Annotated in this window: 15 protein-coding genes; 11 read left to right on the forward strand and 4 right to left on the reverse strand. The window is 71.0% G+C overall.

Annotated elements, in window-relative coordinates:
* Nucleotides 1–7: 7 nt before the first annotated feature.
* On the reverse strand, nt 8–784 hold the full coding sequence (locus tag ABH928_RS31315; RefSeq protein WP_370072038.1) for a DedA family protein: 777 nt from the start codon (nt 782–784) through the stop codon (nt 8–10).
* A gap of 191 nt (nt 785–975) precedes the next feature.
* Between ABH928_RS31315 and fbaA the strand changes: the two genes are divergently transcribed.
* Nucleotides 976–2,004: a class II fructose-bisphosphate aldolase gene (fbaA, locus tag ABH928_RS31320; RefSeq protein WP_370072074.1), complete on the forward strand. Its 1,029-nt coding sequence runs from the start codon at nt 976–978 to the stop codon at nt 2,002–2,004.
* A gap of 122 nt (nt 2,005–2,126) precedes the next feature.
* Here the strand turns inward: fbaA and ABH928_RS31325 are convergent, their stop codons facing one another.
* On the reverse strand, nt 2,127–2,546 hold the full coding sequence (locus ABH928_RS31325; protein WP_370072039.1) for a DUF3151 domain-containing protein: 420 nt from the start codon (nt 2,544–2,546) through the stop codon (nt 2,127–2,129).
* Between the two features lie 197 nt (nt 2,547–2,743).
* Entirely contained in the window at nt 2,744–3,571 is an 828-nt protein-coding gene (locus ABH928_RS31330) for a diacylglycerol kinase (RefSeq protein ID WP_370072040.1), read from the reverse strand.
* 132 nt (nt 3,572–3,703) lie between these two features.
* On the opposite strand from ABH928_RS31330, the gene ABH928_RS31335 reads away from it, so the two are divergent.
* From ABH928_RS31335 to ABH928_RS31360, 6 genes are all read left to right on the forward strand, one after another.
* A complete protein-coding gene (locus tag ABH928_RS31335) occupies nt 3,704–4,987 on the forward strand; it encodes an adenylosuccinate synthase (protein WP_370072041.1) in 1,284 nt (427 codons plus the stop codon).
* Nucleotides 4,988–5,112: 125 nt separating this feature from the next.
* Nucleotides 5,113–5,709, forward strand: coding sequence for a GNAT family N-acetyltransferase (locus ABH928_RS31340; RefSeq protein ID WP_370072042.1), 597 nt, complete (start codon nt 5,113–5,115; stop codon nt 5,707–5,709).
* Nucleotides 5,710–5,720: 11 nt separating this feature from the next.
* Nucleotides 5,721–6,191 (forward strand): N-acetyltransferase family protein, encoded by a 471-nt coding sequence (locus tag ABH928_RS31345; RefSeq protein WP_370072043.1) that lies wholly within the window; start codon nt 5,721–5,723, stop codon nt 6,189–6,191.
* A gap of 106 nt (nt 6,192–6,297) precedes the next feature.
* A complete protein-coding gene (locus ABH928_RS31350; RefSeq protein WP_370072044.1) occupies nt 6,298–7,671 on the forward strand; it encodes an aspartate aminotransferase family protein in 1,374 nt (457 codons plus the stop codon).
* A 213-nt stretch (nt 7,672–7,884) separates the two neighbouring features.
* Nucleotides 7,885–8,631 (forward strand): GntR family transcriptional regulator, encoded by a 747-nt coding sequence (locus ABH928_RS31355; RefSeq protein WP_370072045.1) that lies wholly within the window; start codon nt 7,885–7,887, stop codon nt 8,629–8,631.
* A gap of 101 nt (nt 8,632–8,732) precedes the next feature.
* A complete protein-coding gene (locus ABH928_RS31360; RefSeq protein ID WP_196193503.1) occupies nt 8,733–9,380 on the forward strand; it encodes a hypothetical protein in 648 nt (215 codons plus the stop codon).
* Between the two features lie 7 nt (nt 9,381–9,387).
* On the opposite strand, the gene ABH928_RS31365 is transcribed toward ABH928_RS31360, so the two are convergent.
* Nucleotides 9,388–10,179: an SLATT domain-containing protein gene (locus ABH928_RS31365; RefSeq protein WP_370072046.1), complete on the reverse strand. Its 792-nt coding sequence runs from the start codon at nt 10,177–10,179 to the stop codon at nt 9,388–9,390.
* 334 nt (nt 10,180–10,513) lie between these two features.
* Between ABH928_RS31365 and purD the strand changes: the two genes are divergently transcribed.
* The 4 genes from purD to ABH928_RS31385 all read left to right on the forward strand — a co-directional run bounded on the left by purD (nt 10,514) and on the right by ABH928_RS31385 (nt 16,576).
* Nucleotides 10,514–11,770: a phosphoribosylamine--glycine ligase gene (gene purD / locus ABH928_RS31370; protein WP_370072047.1), complete on the forward strand. Its 1,257-nt coding sequence runs from the start codon at nt 10,514–10,516 to the stop codon at nt 11,768–11,770.
* 475 nt (nt 11,771–12,245) lie between these two features.
* Nucleotides 12,246–13,730, forward strand: a complete 1,485-nt coding sequence (locus tag ABH928_RS31375; RefSeq protein WP_370072048.1) for a hypothetical protein — start codon at nt 12,246–12,248, stop codon at nt 13,728–13,730.
* 267 nt (nt 13,731–13,997) lie between these two features.
* On the forward strand, nt 13,998–15,494 hold the full coding sequence (locus ABH928_RS31380; protein WP_370072049.1) for a N,N-dimethylformamidase beta subunit family domain-containing protein: 1,497 nt from the start codon (nt 13,998–14,000) through the stop codon (nt 15,492–15,494).
* A gap of 176 nt (nt 15,495–15,670) precedes the next feature.
* Nucleotides 15,671–16,576 carry a phosphoribosylaminoimidazolesuccinocarboxamide synthase gene (locus ABH928_RS31385; RefSeq protein WP_370072050.1) on the forward strand — a complete coding sequence of 302 codons (906 nt, stop codon included), beginning with the start codon at nt 15,671–15,673 and terminating at the stop codon, nt 16,574–16,576.
* Nucleotides 16,577–16,684: the final 108 nt, after the last annotated feature.

Raw genomic sequence — 16,684 nt, forward strand, 5'->3', positions numbered from 1 at the left:
GGGGACGTCACCGCTTGCGGTGACGTCCTCCGGTGCCGGTGCCGGTCCCGCTTCCCGTCCCCGCCGTGACCGGGGCCCGCCCCGACTCCGCGCCCTCACCGGACGCGGACGCGGACGCCGCAGTGCCGCCTGCTGCCGCACCGCCGCCCCCGCGACGGCCCTTCAGCACCTCGATCAGGATCGGCGTCAGCGAGAGCAGCACGATGAGCAGGACCGCCGGAACCAGGTACTTGTCTATGACCGGCGCCATCGAGTCGCCGAACTTGTAGCCGATCAGCAGCATGACCTCGGTCCACACGACGGCGCCGAGCGCGTTCCAGACGAAGAACGTCCGCGCGGGCATCTCCAGCGTTCCGGCGACCGGGTTGAGGAACGTCCGCACCACCGGGATGAAGCGGGCCATCACCACCGCCTTGGCGGGGCCGAAGCGGTTGAAGTACTCCTCGGCCTTGTCCACGTGCGAGCGCTTGAAGAGCCGTGAGTTCGGCCGGTCGAACATCCGGGTGCCGAGCTTCGCGCCGAGCAGGTGGCCGAGCTGCGCACCGGCGATCGCACACAACGGTGCGGCGATCAGCAGCGTCCCGACGGACATCTGCGTGCCGAGCAGCGCCTTGCCCGCTCCCGACGCGGCCACGCCCGCCAGGATCAGCAGCGAGTCGCCGGGCAGGAAGAAGCCGATGAGCAGGCCCGTCTCGGCGAAGATGATCGCGAGCAGTCCCACCGTGCCGACCTGGCCGATGAGCGCCTTGGCGTCGAGCAGGTTGAGCGCGAGATTCTGGGTCACCCGCGCAGAGTATCGGGCACGGGTGTCCGTACGCTGTGCTCCCCTGCTGCCACAAGGACCCAGCTCACCCCGTGACCTGCCCTCCGGCAGGATGAACCCCTTGCGCCGGGGTGCGAGAATGGCGCCGGTGCCCGGTCGACGACGTCCGGCGTGCGCCCTTCCCCCGCGTAGACGCCCACCGACAGGAGCGGATCCGAATGCCTATCGCAACGCCCGAGGTCTACAACGAGATGCTGGACCGGGCCAAGGCAGGCAAGTTCGCCTACCCGGCGATCAACGTCACCTCCTCGCAGACCCTGAACGCGGCCCTGCGTGGCTTCGCCGAGGCCGAGAGCGACGGCATCATCCAGATCTCCACCGGTGGGGCGGAGTTCCTGGGCGGCCAGTACAACAAGGACATGGTGACCGGTGCGGTCGCCCTGGCCGAGTACGCGCACATCATCGCCAAGAAGTACGACGTCACCGTCGCGCTGCACACCGACCACTGCCCCAAGGACAAGCTGGACGGCTACGTCCGCCCGTTGCTGGCGGTCTCCGCCGAGCGCGTGGCCCGCGGCGAGAACCCGCTGTTCCAGTCGCACATGTGGGACGGCTCCGCCGAGACCCTCAACGACAACCTGGCCATCGCCGAGGAGCTGCTGGCCCAGGCCCGCGCCGCCAAGATCATCCTTGAGGTCGAGATCACCCCGACCGGTGGCGAGGAGGACGGCGTCTCCCACGAGATCAACGACTCCCTCTACACGACGGTCAACGACGCGGTGCGCACCGCCGAGGCCCTGGGCCTGGGCGAGAAGGGCCGCTACCTGCTGGCCGCCTCCTTCGGCAACGTCCACGGCGTCTACAAGCCGGGCAACGTCGTCCTGAAGCCGGAGTTGCTGCGCGAGCTGCAGGACGCGATCGGCAAGCAGTACGGCAAGACCGACCCGTTCGACTTCGTCTTCCACGGCGGCTCCGGCTCCTCCGCCGAGGAGATCGAGACCGCGCTGGAGAACGGCGTCGTCAAGATGAACCTGGACACGGACACCCAGTACGCCTTCACGCGCCCGGTCGTGGACCACATGTTCCGGAACTACGACGGTGTGCTGAAGGTCGACGGCGAGGTCGGCAAGAAGTCCGCCTACGACCCGCGCACCTGGGGCAAGCTCGCCGAGGCGGGCATGGCCGCCCGCGTCGTCGAGGCCGCCAACCAGCTCCGCTCGGCGGGCAACAAGCTCAAGTAAGGCTTGATTCGCTCGTTTCAGGAGCTTCGCGCGTATTGCGCGTATTGCGCCGAAGGCCCCGGAACCATCAGGTTCCGGGGCCTTCGTGCGGTCTCTGTCCTATCGGGGACCGGCTACCGCCGCTACTGCTTGAGCTCGGTGTACGCCTCGGCGCTGCTGTCCTGGAGGAACTTCCAGCAGCGGGCCGCCTCGTCGGTCTCGCCGATGGAGTCGGCGGCGCGGGCCAGGGCGGCCAGGCAGCGCAGGAAGCCGCGGTTGCCGCGGTGCTCCCACGGGACCGGCCCGTGGCCCTTCCAGCCGGCCCGGCGCAGCGAGTCGAGGCCGCGGTGGTAGCCGGTGCGGGCGTAGGCGTAGGACTCGACCACTCGGCCGGCCGCGAAAGACTCGTCCGCCAACTGCGCCCAGGCCAGGGAGAAGGTGGGGAACGCCGCCGCGATCTGCGCGGGCGAGGCGGACTCTTCGGCCATCTGCTTGTAGGGCTGCTCGTCCTCGGGCAGGAGGGTCGGCTCCGGTCCGCCGAGCAGGTTCTCGTGAATGGTCATGGCAGTCAGTCTGCCACTCCGCCTTCGGCCCCAAGCCCCCCGGACGCATCAAGATCATGCATCGCGCACGGTCTATCGGGCACGGTCTACCGGGCGCGTCCACCGGGCCCGGCCTGTCGGCCCGTCCGGGTGCGTCGGCCAGTCCGGCCCGGTCCGTCGCGCGCTGCCCGTCGGCCCGACGCATCAAGACCGGTGCGTCAGACCGGGACGCGCAGTGTCCAGGCGGACGGCTCGACCGTCCAGGTGCGCTCGTGGACCGGCGGGCTCAGCGCATGGTCGGCCTCGTAGGTGAAGAGGCCGCCCGCGCCACCGGCCACCGTCACCTGTCGGGCCTGGACGGTGAGGGGTATCGCGCTGCGACCGTTCCGGGCGCTGATCCGCACCTCCGCGCTGCCCTCACTGCTGCGCAGCGCGAGCCCGCGCATCGGGTGGGCCGGGTCCGCCAGCAGCCTGCCGTCGGCCTCGACGCGCAGCGGCGGCTGGGCCGGCACCCGCGCGGAGGGCGGCGCCAGGGCCCGGACCACCCTCCGGCCGACAGTTGTCCACCAGGCGGACGCCACTGTGTTCGCCCTGGGCGAACAGGCTGCCGGGATCCGTACCGCGTCCAGCACCACGCCGCCGTGGTCGTCGACCAGCAGATCGAGCGGCCGGTCCGCACCGCTCACCACGGCCCGCGCGGCCCGCACCGGATGTGTCGCCGCGCCCAGCGCGCGGGCCACCTCGATCCGGTGGCCCCGACCCACCGGGATCAGCCCGACCGGGGCCGCGTCCAGCGTCGCCTGCTGGTGGAGGAGTTGGACGACCTGCTGGAGGTACCGGTCGTCGCCGATCACCACCGGTCGCCGCCGACCACGTCTGGCCAGCGCACGCTCAAGATCGAGCAGGCTCTGCGGCACCACCGCCTTCATCGGCAGCGCGGCGCCCAGCACATCCCTGGCGACCCGCACCGACTCGCCGTCGTGCGACAGCGCCGCCGGTGAGACCAGGACCAGCACGGGCTCACCCACCGAACGCTCAGCCGACACCGCGGTCCTTCCTCGGGTAATCTCTCGGTGTAAGAGCCCCTTGCGCTTTTGCGCCAGGGGCTTGGTCTATCCGGGGCCAGTGCGGCGACCTTCCGCCGTGTGTTGTGCCCCGCCCGAAAGGGGTGTACGCCTGTGCCCGCACTCGTGCTGGTCGGCGCTCAGTGGGGAGACGAGGGCAAGGGGAAGGCAACTGACCTTCTCGGCGGCTCTGTCGACTACGTGGTCCGCTATCAGGGCGGCAACAACGCCGGTCACACGGTGGTCGTAGGCGATCAGAAGTACGCACTGCATCTGCTCCCGTCCGGCATTCTCAGCCCGAACTGCGTCCCGGTCATCGGCAACGGCGTCGTCATCGACCCGGCCGTGCTCCTCTCCGAGCTGGCGGGCCTGCAGGACCGTGGTGTGGACACCTCGAAGCTGGTGATCTCCGGCAACGCCCACCTGATCACCCCGTACCACCGGACCATGGACAAGGTCTCCGAGCGGTTCCTGGGCAAGCGGAAGATCGGCACCACCGGGCGCGGCATCGGACCCTCCTACGCCGACAAGATCAACCGCATCGGCATCCGGGTGCAGGACCTCTTCGACGAGAGCATCCTGCGACAGAAGGTCGAGGCGGCCCTCAGCGACAAGAACCAGATCCTGGTCAAGCTCTACAACCGCCGGGCCATGCCGGCCGAGCTGGTCGTCGAGGAGTACCTCGGCTACGCGGACAAGCTCCGCCCGTTCGTCGCCGACACCGCGCTGCTGCTCAACCAAGCGCTGGAGGACGGCAAGGTCGTCCTTATGGAGGGCGGCCAGGGCACGCTGCTCGACGTGGACCACGGGACGTACCCGTTCGTCACCTCGTCCAACCCGACCTCGGGCGGCGCCTGCACCGGCACCGGCATCGGTCCGACCAAGATCGACCGCGTGATCGGCATCCTCAAGGCCTACACCACCCGCGTCGGCTCCGGCCCGTTCCCGACCGAGCTCTTCGACGAGGACGGCGAGGCGCTGCGCCGGATCGGCGGCGAGCGTGGCGTGACCACCGGCCGTGACCGCCGCTGCGGCTGGTTCGACGCGCCGATCGCCCGCTACGCGACCCGGATCAACGGTCTGACCGACATCTTCCTCACCAAGCTCGACGTGCTGACCGGCTGGGAGCAGATCCCGGTCTGCGTCGCGTACGAGATCGACGGCGTGCGCGTCGACGAGGTGCCCTACTCGCAGACCGACTTCCACCACGCGAAGCCGGTCTACGAGATGCTGCCGGGCTGGTCCGAGGACATCACCAAGGCGAAGACCTTCGACGACCTGCCGAAGAACGCCCAGGACTACGTCAAGGCGCTGGAGGAGCTCTCCCGCTGCCGCATCTCCGCCATCGGCATCGGCCCCGGCCGCACCGAGACCATCCAGGTGCACTCGCTGCTGTAGCAGCGCAGCAGTCTGCGACTCGGCCCCTGCCCCTCCGGCGGGGGCCTTTCGCGCTCCTCTCTTGGCGATTTGTACTAGTGCAGATATTGATTGCATCTAGTTCAAAGTGGAGTTATGTTTCGACCATGACCGCGAAGACGCCCCTTTCCGTCGTGCTGACCGGCCGGCACATCCGGCTGGAGCCGCTCACCGTCGACCACGCCCCCGCCCTCTGGGAGTCCCTGAGGCTGTGCGTGGAGGAGGTCTTCCAGTGGCTCCGGGCGGCCCCGCGCAGCGCCGAGGAGCTGGCCGGATGCATCGAGGCGCTGCTGAACGGCCCGGACCGCTGCCTCGCCTTCGCCGTCGTCGATCTGACGACTGGTCAGCCCGTCGGCTGGACCACCTATCTCGACATCCAGGAGCAGCACGAACGCCTGGAGATCGGCTGGACCTGGTACGCCCGCTCGCACTGGCGCACCGCCACCAACACCGAGGCCAAGCTGCTCCTGCTCACCCACGCCTTCGAGGACCTCGGCTACGGCCGGATCCAGTGGAAGACAGACATCCGCAACGAACGCTCCCAGGACGCCATCGCCCGCCTCGGCGCACAGCGGGAGGGAGTGCTCCGACGCCAGGTGCAACGCTCCGACGGGACCTGGCGCGACAGCGCCTACTTCGGCATGCACATCGACGAGTGGCCGGCCGCGAAGAAGCAGCTCACCGAACGACTCGCAAAGGGCTGAATCTCATCACCATGGCTGACATCACCATCTCCGCCCCCACCGCCGAGGACTACCCGCGCTGGCGCGAGCTCTTCATCGGCTATGCCACGTTCTACCACGTCGAACTGACCGAGGAGCGGCTCGCCGAGTCCTGGGCCTGGATCCACGACGCAAACCACCCCGTCGAGTGCCTGCTCGCGCGTGACGCTGACGGAACCGCGATCGGCCTGGCGCACTTCGCCCCGGACCACTCCCCGCTGCGCGGCACCCGAGGCTTCCTCCACGACCTCTTCGTGGACCCGGCCCGGCGCGGCAGCGGTGCGGTCGACGCCCTCCTCGCCGAGCTGCGCCGGATCGCCCGGGAACGCGGCTGGTACCAGATCCGGTGGAACACGGCCGACGACAACTACCGCGCCCGCTCCGTCTACGACCGGCACGGCGAGAAGACCCCGTTCCTGCTCTATGCGATGCCTGCCGAAGTGACGCCTGCCGAGCCCGCATAAGCCCTGGTCGCTTGGAGGATCGGCTGACAGCCTGTCGCCCTGCCCCCGGATCGTCAGACAGGATGTCTGTACCGGGGGCGGTCAGGCGAAAAATACGCTGGTGGGCATGACGATCTCCCCAGGCCCCTCTGTTGACGCAGACCCGGCGCTCGGCCAGGCGGTCAAGGCTGCCGACCGTGCCCACGTCTTCCACTCGTGGTCCGCGCAGTCCGTGATCGACCCCCTCGCCGTGGCCGGGGCCGAGGGCTCGTACTTCTGGGACTACGAGGGCAGGCGCTACCTCGACTTCTCCTCCCAGCTGGTCAACACCAACATCGGTCACCAGCACCCGAAGGTCGTCGCCGCGATCCAGGAGCAGGCGGCCAAGCTCTGCACCTTCGCGCCGGCCTTCGCCATCGAGGCCCGCTCCGAGGCCGCCCGGCTGATCGCCGAGCGCACCCCCGGTGACCTCGACAAGATCTTCTTCACCAACGGCGGCGCCGAGGCCGTCGAGAACGCCATCCGCATGGCGCGCCTGCACACCGGCCGCCAGAAGGTGCTCTCCACCTACCGCTCGTACCACGGCGGCACGGCCAATGCGATCACGCTGACCGGTGACCCGCGCCGCTGGCAGAACGAGACCGGCGTCTCCGGTGTCGTGCACTTCTGGGGCCCGTACCCGTACCGCTCCAACTTCCACGCCGAGAACGAGGCGCAGGAGTGCGAGCGCGCGCTGGCGCACCTGGAGCAGGTCGTCGCGTTCGAGGGCCCGCAGACCGTCGCCGCGATCATCCTGGAGACCGTCGTCGGCACCGCAGGCATCCTGGTCCCGCCGGCGGGCTACCTCGCGGGCGTCCGCGAGATCTGCGACCGCTACGGGATCGTCTTCATCCTGGACGAGGTCATGGCCGGCTTCGGCCGCACCGGCGAGTGGTTCGCCGCGGACCACTGGGGCGTCACCCCGGACCTGCTGACCTTCGCCAAGGGCGTCAACTCCGGCTACGTCCCGCTGGGCGGTGTCGCGATCAGCGGCGAGATCGCCCAGACCTTCGCGACGCGCCCCTTCCCGGGCGGTCTGACGTACTCCGGCCACCCGCTGGCCTGCGCCTCCGCCGTGGCGACGATCAACGCCATGGCCGAGGAGGGCATCGTCGAGAACGCCAAGCGCATCGGCGAGACCGTGATCGGCCCGGAGCTCCGGGCCATCGCCGAGCGCCACCCGTCCGTGGGCGAGGTCCGCGGCCTGGGTGTCTTCTGGGCGGTCGAGCTGGTGAAGAACCGCGAGACCCGCGAGCCCATCACCCCCTACAACGCGGCGGGCGCCGCCAACGCGCCGATGGCGGAGCTGGCGGCGGAGTGCAAGAAGCGCGGACTCTGGCCGTTCACCAACATGAACCGCTTCCACGTCGTGCCGCCCTGCAACGTCAGCGAGGCCGAGGCCAAGGAAGGCCTCGCGATCCTCGACGAGGTGCTGACGCTGACCGACGCGCACACGGTCTGAGCGTGTACATGCCCTGACCTGCAGGTTTGTTGGTCAGACAACTTAACCAGGTCGTGACTCGGCCTGAACCACATTGGCCCCGCAACCCCTCCGAACGGGGGATGCGGGGCCTTACCATTGGGGGGCCTGGACCGGCGGTATGCGGACAACAAGGGGTAAGCCAGGCAGAAGTGAGTAAGTGGATCAGTCGGGAAGAAAGCGGAGGGAACGGTCATGCCGAGTGGCAGAGCCCCCGAGCGCGCGTTTCCGGCCGTGGTCCAGCGCAGCTCGCTCCGCGAGCAGGTCGCCGGAGCGCTCCGTGAGGAGCTGATGGCCGGTCGCCTCGCCGCAGGCCGCCACTTCACCGTCAAGGAGATCGCCGAGCTCTACGGCGTCTCCGCCACTCCGGTCCGTGAGGCCCTGGTCGACCTGGCGGCCCAGGGCCTGCTGGTGGTCGAGCAGGGCCGCGGCTTCGCCGTGCCGCGCTACACCTGGGACGACTTCATCGACATCGTCGAGGCCAGGTCGCTGGTGATCGACGGCATCTTCCGCAGGGTCCGCCCGCGCATGGCCTTTCTCGACGGCGCGGCCGTCCCGTCCCTGCGCCGTCGCGCGGACGCGGCGGTCCAGGCGGCCCGCGCCGGACAGCTTGACGTCCTGGTCGGCTGCGACCGCCGCTTCTGGGGCGAGCTCGGCAGGTTCGCCGGGAACCGGCGGATCAGCGACTACCTGGACCAACTGCGGGTCCAGTACTGGATCTTCGCCTCCGCGTTTCTGCGGGGCCGCGAGGACCTTGCCGGGTTCTGCTGGTCCCGGCATCTGGAGCTGGTCGAGCGGATCGAGGCCCACGACATCGCCGGTGTCCACCTGATGCTGGTCGACTACAACGAGGAGTCCCTGCGGCAGATGTCCATGCTCTGCGGGGAGCCGCTGCCGCATGTCCCGGGGCCGCGTGCGCCCGTCCGCGAACCGGGTCCGTGACCGCAGGCGACGCAGTAGGGTGGACAGCCCCGGATCGTCGCCGCGATCGGCAGTCTGTGATCGTTGCCCGAGAACCCCGTCGAGACCGTCAGGAGAGCGTGTTGGCCTGTGACGTCTGGCTCGTCCCGTTGGTCGACCTGCTGGTGCTCAGCCCTGACAACCCGTTCGCTGAGGACCTGGAGATCTACAACGGGTCCCTGACGGCCGCAGGGCTGCCGCAGGTGCCGGTCTTCCAGTACATGCCGGGCCTGAGCGGCGACGTGGAGCCGGTCGCGGCGTTCGACTACGACTCGCTGCACTTCCTCCGCCGCGCGTACCTGCTCCAGCTGACCGGCCTCGACGTCACGCCGGTGGACGAGCTGGGCGGCGACTACGAGCAACTGCTGGAGATGTTCGAGTCGACGGCCGAGCAGAGTCACCTGGTCTGGCACTTCGACCACGCCGGGGCGTACGTCCCGCTGGACTTCGACCTCCCCGTCGTCGACGACGCGCTCCTCGCCACCGGCGGCCCGCTGGGTTCGGTGCAGCGGCTCCTCAAGGAGCTGGAGGCGGTGGCCCCGCACATCGGCATCGACCCCGCGCTCCCGCCGGTCCCGGTCCGCCCGGTCGCGCCGACGACGCTCGAAGGCCCCGCGTTTCCCCCTCCGGGGCAGGACGGCCCCTACTCCCGCGAACGGCACGCCTGGACCGGCCTCCACGCCGCGGCGACCCGTGCTCTGGCCCAGGGCTCGATGATCGTCTTCGCCTGACGGATCGCTAACGGAGCGGGGACTCCGGGGGGCGCTGCCGGGGCATCGTGGGGCGGGTGCCCATCGTGGGGAGGACGCGGACCTGCGCGTTCGCGCCCTCGACCCGGCCGCCCCAGCTGCCCGCCGACTGCGTCGGCAGCTGCGTCATGGAGGCGCGGAACTCCAGCATCCACTCCGAGGTCTCGCTGCGGACCATGTCCGAGACGTCCTCACAGAACCGGCGCAGCACGCCGAGACAGCGCTCCGCGGCCTCGCTCGCGGTGCCCTCGGTCGGGCCGAGCACCTCGCGGACGCACTCCGAGGCCCAGTCGAACTGGAACGCCTCGAGTCGCCGCTGCAGTGCGTGCGCGGTGCTGACGTCCCGCATCCAGCCGCTGGTCAGGCCGAAGACGCGGTCCGCGAGCAGGCTGCACCCCGCGAGCAGGAGCAGCACGTAGCCCCAGTCCTGACCCGCCCTCCAGACGCCTGTCAGGGCGACCATCGGCAGGACCGCGCCGCCCACGGCGAGCAACGCCGCCAGCCCGCGCAGCAGCCGGGCGCCGCCGCGCTTCCAGCGGCGGTCGCGGTGGTACCAGTCGATCGCCTCGACGGCGCGCTCCTCCGACCAGCGGTAGAGCTCCTCCAGGCGCTCCGCGGGCTCGCCCCAGTCGCCCAGGGGGAACTGGCGCACGCTCAGGTCACGTCCACCACCTGCCGAGCGCGGCGCGGGCACGGCTGGAGCCGCCGTGGCTGACGTGTCCTCAGCCCCGGCCTCCTTGCCCCAGGAGGACTCCTCGGGCTGCATCTCCGGCTGGCTCACCGTGGAACTCCCTGTCCTTCGGCCTGCTCGGCTTCCAAGAGCTACTTCTTACCGCCAAATGGCTGAGCTTGGTGGCGGTTCGGGTCGGATTGTTGTGCGAAATCGTGCAGGTTTCGCAAGGTGGGCGCAGGGATTCGGCTCTCTGCGGCTGGTCCATATCTCACCCCTACGAGTGGGTGTTTCGATGGCACCGATCTGACTGGCTGCCGGATTGTTGCGAATTGTCTCTTCAGTCGTGATGAAGCGGAGATGTGCGACGCGGGCGGCGTGCCCGGGACCCCGCCAGGACCCGGCCGGAACCCGGCCCTCCTGGTAGGCACTAGGCTCTGGGGGTGTGAAGGTCCTTGTCATCGGCGGCGGCGCCCGCGAACACGCCCTGTGCCGCGCGCTCTCGCTTGATCCCGAAGTCACCTCTCTGCACTGCGCGCCCGGCAACGCCGGTATCGCCCAGGTCGCCCAGGTCCACGCCGTGGACCAGCTGGACGGCCGGGCGGTCGCCGACCTCGCCGTCGAACTCGGCGCCGAGTTCGTCATCGTCGGCCCGGAGGCCCCGCTGGTCGCGGGCGTCGCCGACGCCGTCCGCGAGCGTGGCATCCCCGTCTTCGGCCCCGGTGCCGAGGCCGCGCAGCTGGAGGGGAGCAAGGCGTTCGCCAAGGACGTCATGGCCGCGGCCAACGTTCCCACCGCGCGCTCCTACGTCTGCACCACCGCCGAGGAGGTCGCCGAGGCCCTGGACGCCTTCGGCGCGCCCTACGTGGTCAAGGACGACGGCCTGGCCGCCGGCAAGGGCGTCGTGGTGACGGACGACCTCCAGGTCGCCACGGACCACGCGGCCCACTGCGAGCGCGTGGTCATCGAGGAGTTCCTCGACGGCCCCGAGGTCTCCCTCTTCGCCGTCACCGACGGCACCACCGTCGTCCCGCTCCAGCCGGCCCAGGACTTCAAGCGCGTGGGCGACGGCGACGCGGGCCCCAACACCGGCGGGATGGGCGCGTACTCGCCGCTGCCGTGGGCCGACCCGAAGCTGGTCGAGGAGGTCCAGGAGACCGTCCTCCAGCCCACCGTCGACGAGCTGCGCCGCCGGGGCACCCCCTTCTCCGGTCTGCTCTACGCCGGCCTGGCGATCACGTCGCGCGGCGTGCGGGTGATCGAGTTCAACGCGCGCTTCGGCGACCCGGAGACGCAGGTCGTGCTGGCGCGGCTGAAGACTCCTCTCTGCGGGCTGCTGTACGCGGCGGCGACGGGCCACCTGGCCGACTTCCCCGAGCTGCGCTGGCGTGACGGCGCAGCGGTGACGGTCGTGGTCGCCTCGGAGGGCTACCCGGCGTCCCCGCGCAGCGGCGACCCGATCGGCGGCCTCGCGGAGGCCGAGACGGAGGACGGCACGGCCTACGTCCTGCACGCGGGCACGCGGCTGGCCGAGGACGGCGAGACGGTGCTGAGCGCGGGGGGCCGCGTCCTGTCGGTGACCGCGACGGGCAAGGACCTGACCGAGGCCCGCACCCGCGCGTACGACTCCGTCGCGAAGCTCACCCTCCAGGGCAGCCACCACCGCTCCGACATCGCGGCCAAGGCCGCAGCGGGGGAGTAGCAGCACTTTTCGCTCCCGCAGGCAGTTCCCCGCGCCCCTTGGCAGTGCAACAACCTGCGGGAGCGCTGGTCGCCGCCCGCAGGGCTTCGCTCCCTGTTTGGGGCAATGCCTCCGACCGAAGCAGAAAATCTCCTCGCGCGGGGCGATTAGCCCACGCGAACATTCCTTCGGGTGATGGGAAGCGCATACGCCTGACGTACGGCCGCACCCGGCCGTATCGTGCCCAGGACCGGCGTGAGCCCGACTGCGCGCTCCGGGCCTGCGCGGGTACACCATCGCGCCAGGGGGGAAGCTGCGGTCCACAGGGAATCACTGATCCGAGTGGTTCCGGGCTGCGGCAGGAACACCGGGCCGGGCTCGTGCGTCGGATCGGACAAGGGCGTATGCCGTGCGAAAGCCAGAACGCTCGCCGACTCCCGTGGGCTCTCGTCGGGAGCCGACGGTCGGCGGCAGGCGGTAGGGGGTGAACCGAGCCATGGGTGTCAGCACGAATGGGGCCACCGCCCGGGCGGCCGTGATCCTGCGGTTGCGCGGGCTCGCGGTCGCACTCGCCGCAGTGCCGGCCGCGCTTGCGGCCGTGCTGGTGGCGGGGTGGTTCACGGGTCATCTGGGCGCGCCCGGCAGCGCGGACGCCGCCGCGTGGGACGCGGCGCGGTACGTCGTGGTCGCGGTGGCGCTGCTGACGCTGGGCTGGGCCGCGGCCTTCGCCGTCGCGCTGCGGCGGGCCCGGCCGCACCGGACCCCGTCCGTGCGGCTCACCGAGCGGGAGGCTCCGGAGCTGCACCGGATGGTGCGCGAGCTGGCCGAGCGGATGGAGGTGCCGGCGCCCGGGGCGATCGCGCTGACACCCGACTGCGACAGCTGGCTGGAGGACGAGACCGCCCCCGGCGGACGCAGCCCGGCACCGCCGACGCTGGTCGTCGGCTCGCCGTTCCTGTGGTGGATGCGGGTGGCCGAGCTGCGGGCGCTGCTCGCGCCCGTGGTCGCCGGGACGGCCTGCGCGCTCGATCCGGAGATCTCCGCCGCCCGCCGGTTCACCCACGGGCTGGACGCGCTGCTCGGCGCGCACCAGGGCCGCGGCGGCTTCTGGGCCTCCATACCCGCGCGCTCGCTGCTGCGGCGCTCGCGCGTCCACGCGGCGGAGATGGAGCGGGCCGTCGCGGGGTGGGCGTCGGAGCAGGCCCGCCAGGTCGACTACGGAATGCGCATCGCCGCCCAGGAGCAGGTCGGTCTCGCCTACGCGGGCTGGGACCGGCTGTTGACCCGGGTCGCACTGCCCGCGTGGCGGCTCGGGCGGTGCCCGACGCGGCTCAACGCGGGGGTGGTGTCCGCCCTGACCGAGCTGTCCCGTCGGGACCGGCTGGCCGAGGGCTTCGAGAGCCGTCTGGGGGAGCGCCCGGCCTGCGACCTGCTGGACGAGCCGGGCCGGATCGACGAGGCCACCTCGCTGCTGGCCGCGAGTCTCTTCTACGTGGGGCCGAACGCCTTGCCCGCGCCCGGCAGCGGCGAGTCCCGGCTGGACTGGGCGGACTACCCGCGCGAGGTCGTGCTGCGACAGTGGGGCAACCAGTCCGCGTCGCTGCTGGCGGCGCTGGGGGCGGAGATAGCCTCGCCCGCGGGGGCGCTGGCGACCGCCCTGCGCGCCCTGCGCGCCGGAACGGGGGAGCAGTTGGCGGCGCGGCTGGAGGCCCAGCGCAACGGGCTGCCGGTCTCGCGCAGCGGTCGGGACGCGGTCTCCGACGGCCTCCACGCGCTGGTCTGCCGGGCGGCCGTGGACGCGGGGCGTGCGGAGCCCGGGATGGACTGGCTGGACGGTCCAGTGCTGCTGGTCGACGGCCGTCGCTGCGCCGACCTCGGCGCACCGATCGCACTCGCGGTGGAGCACGGTGACGACGAGCCACTGCGGGTCTGGCTGGAGGGGGCGGGCATATCCCTGGCGCGTCCGGCGAGACTGCGATGAACGGCCGCCCCGCCCCTTCGTGGTGACGGTCCGTGACCAGACAGCGGTGACGCAGCGTCAATCCCGGCACCGACCCTGCTCTGATGTCGTCCCTGTGATTAGGATGGATGTACTGCCGGTGAGTCATCGGCAGCGCACGGTAACGGAGTTCCTCTAACAGTTCGTCAAAGTCCGGTCGCGCGGGCCCGACGGGACCACGAGGTCCGGTGGGCGAGGCCGGTCCGGTGGGTGCCGGGGCCGGCAGGGCGCAGGAGGGGGTCGGGGGCAGTGGGTGCAGAGCAGACCCGCCGCTGGGAGTCCGGCGCGCTCGCGCACGGGGTGACCGACCCGTTCGGCCAGGGCCCGCTGCCGTGGCTGCGCGGCGCGGACCAGTACTTCGGCGACACCGGCCTGATGGTCCCCTGGTACGTGGATCCTGCGCTGCTGCCCGCTGCGCGGCGGTCCCCCGACTACGACCCCAAGCCCGCGCTCGGCAGACCGCGCACCTCGGACGACGTCGGCGGGCAGATCAAGGGCTTCGCCGCGGGGGCGACCGATCTCGGCGGCTCGCTCGACCTGCGGGTCAGCGTCAACCCGCCGCAGGAATTCACCGTCGACGTCTACCGGATCGGCCACTACGGCGGAGCGGGAGCACGTCATATGGCGGCCAGCCCGCGCGTCTCCGGACTCGTGCAGCCCGCCCCGCTGGTGGCCGGGCGGACGGTCTCCTGCCACCACTGGTGGATGTCCTGGCGGTTGCAAGTCCCGCTGCACTGGACGCCGGGCGCCTACGTCGCGGTGCTGACCACGGCCGACCACCGGCACCGGAGCCACATCCCGTTCACCGTCCGCGCCGGGCGGGCCGCCGACCTGCTGCTGCTCCTGCCCGACGTCACCTGGCAGGCGTACAACCTCTACCCCGAGGACGGTCGGACCGGAGCCAGTCTCTACCACGCGTGGAACGAGAAGGGGGAGCTGCTCGGTGAGCCGGCGGCGGCGACCACCGTCTCCTTCGACCGCCCCTACGCCGGTGCCGGGCTGCCGCTGCACATCGGCCACGCCTACGACTTCATCCGCTGGGCCGAGCGCTACGGGTACGACCTCGCCTACGCCAACGCGACCGACCTGCACGCCGGACGGGTCGATCCGACCCGCTACCGGGGGCTGATCTTCCCCGGCCACGACGAGTACTGGTCCGCGCCGATGCGGCGTGCCGTGGAGCGGGCCAGGGACGGCGGCACCTCGCTGGTCTTCCTCTCCGCCAACACCATGTACTGGCAGGTCCAACTGCACCAGGGCCCGGCGGGTGAGCCGGACCGGCTGCTGACCTGCAGCAAGCGCCAGGCGGAGACACCGGCGAGCGTGCTCTGGCGTGACCTCGGCGAGCCGGAGCAGCAGTTGATGGGCATTCAGTACTCCGGCCGGGTCCCCGAACCGGTCCCGATGGTCGTTCACAACACCGACCACTGGGTGTGGGAGGGCACCGGCCTGCGCGACGGGGAGGAGATCCCGGTGCTGGTCGCCGGGGAGTCCGACCGGTACTTCCCGCGCGTCCCGCTGCCCGAGTCGACGGAACGGGTGCTGCTGGCGCACTCGCCCTACAAGGACGTCCGAGGGGTCGGTCGCCACCAGGAGACCTCGCTCTACCGGGCGGCGAGCGGCGCCCATGTCTTCGCCAGCGGCACGTTCGCCTGGTCACCGGCGCTGGACCGTCCGGGTCACACCGACGAGCGCGTTCAGCGGGCCACCGCAAACCTGCTGGATCGTATCTGCAAGGTGCACTGAACACGGCGCACCGAACTCCGCGCCGAACTCCGCACGGCGCGCTGCACGGTCCGCTGAACGAGCGGGGCGCGGTCGGTGGCGAGAACCCGATTTCGCGGCGTGAAAGTCCTGCATGAAAGACTCATGACCGGCCACCCACCCACAGACCCACGTCTTGAAGTCCCGAGGGGACCACCTTGAGCGGATTCGTCGAGAAGCCCGAGCCGGTGCAGGTGCCCGGCTTGATCCACCTCCACACGGGAAAGGTCCGTGACCTCTACCGTGATGAGGCCGGACAGCTGGTGATGGTCGCCAGTGACCGCCAGTCCGCCTTCGACTGGGTGCTTCCCTCACTGATTCCCGACAAGGGACGGATCCTGACCCAGCTCTCGCTGTGGTGGTTCGAGCGGCTCCAGGACCTGGTCCCCAACCACGTGATCTCGAGCGAGGTCCCGGCCGGCGCGCCCGCCGACTGGGAGGGCCGGACGCTGATCTGCCGCAGCCTGGACATGCTGCCGGTGGAGTGCGTCGCCCGTGGCTACCTGACCGGCTCCGGCCTGGTCGAGTACAACGAGTCCCGCACGGTGTGCGGGATCACCCTGCCCGAGGGCCTGGTCGACGGCTCCGAGCTGCCCGCGCCGATCTTCACCCCGGCCCTCAAGGCCGAGGTCGGCGAGCACGACGAGAACGTCCCCTACGAGGAGGTCGCCCGTCGCGTCGGTGCGGACGTCGCGGCGCAGCTGCGGCAGACCACCGTCGCGGTCTACAGCCGGGCCCGGGACATCGCCCGCGAGCGCGGGATCATCCTGGCGGACACCAAGTTCGAGTTCGGCCTGGACGAGGACGGCGAGAGCCTGGTCCTCGCCGACGAGGTGCTGACGCCGGACTCCTCGCGCTTCTGGCCGACCGACCAGTGGGAGCCGGGCCGCGCGCAGCCCTCCTTCGACAAGCAGTTCATCCGCGACTGGCTCTCCTCGCCCGCCTCGGGCTGGAACCCCAAGGGGGAGGAGGCGCCGCCGGTGCTGCCGGAGGAGGTCGTGGCGCAGAGCCGCGCCCGCTACATCGAGGCCTACGAGCGCATCACCGGCCTGGCCTGGAGCTGATCCTTCCGCCGGCGTGCGGATGGTCCTCGGCGGGCAGCCATCCGCACGCGGGTGGCTGCCCGCGTGCGCTCCGGTGACGGCTCCCGTGCCCATGCCCACGCGCTTCGG

Source organism: Streptacidiphilus sp. MAP5-3, assembly GCF_041262505.1.
GTDB lineage: Bacteria > Actinomycetota > Actinomycetes > Streptomycetales > Streptomycetaceae > Streptacidiphilus.

Coding starts and splice junctions, on each gene's coding strand:
- ABH928_RS31325 (WP_370072039.1), bottom strand. CDS start 2,546: ATGACCATTCACGAGAACCTGCTCGGCGGACCGGAGCCGACCCTCCTG.
- ABH928_RS31340 (WP_370072042.1), top strand. CDS start 5,113: ATGACCGCGAAGACGCCCCTTTCCGTCGTGCTGACCGGCCGGCACATC.
- ABH928_RS31345 (WP_370072043.1), top strand. CDS start 5,721: ATGGCTGACATCACCATCTCCGCCCCCACCGCCGAGGACTACCCGCGC.
- ABH928_RS31350 (WP_370072044.1), top strand. CDS start 6,298: ATGACGATCTCCCCAGGCCCCTCTGTTGACGCAGACCCGGCGCTCGGC.
- ABH928_RS31355 (WP_370072045.1), top strand. CDS start 7,885: ATGCCGAGTGGCAGAGCCCCCGAGCGCGCGTTTCCGGCCGTGGTCCAG.
- ABH928_RS31375 (WP_370072048.1), top strand. CDS start 12,246: ATGGGTGTCAGCACGAATGGGGCCACCGCCCGGGCGGCCGTGATCCTG.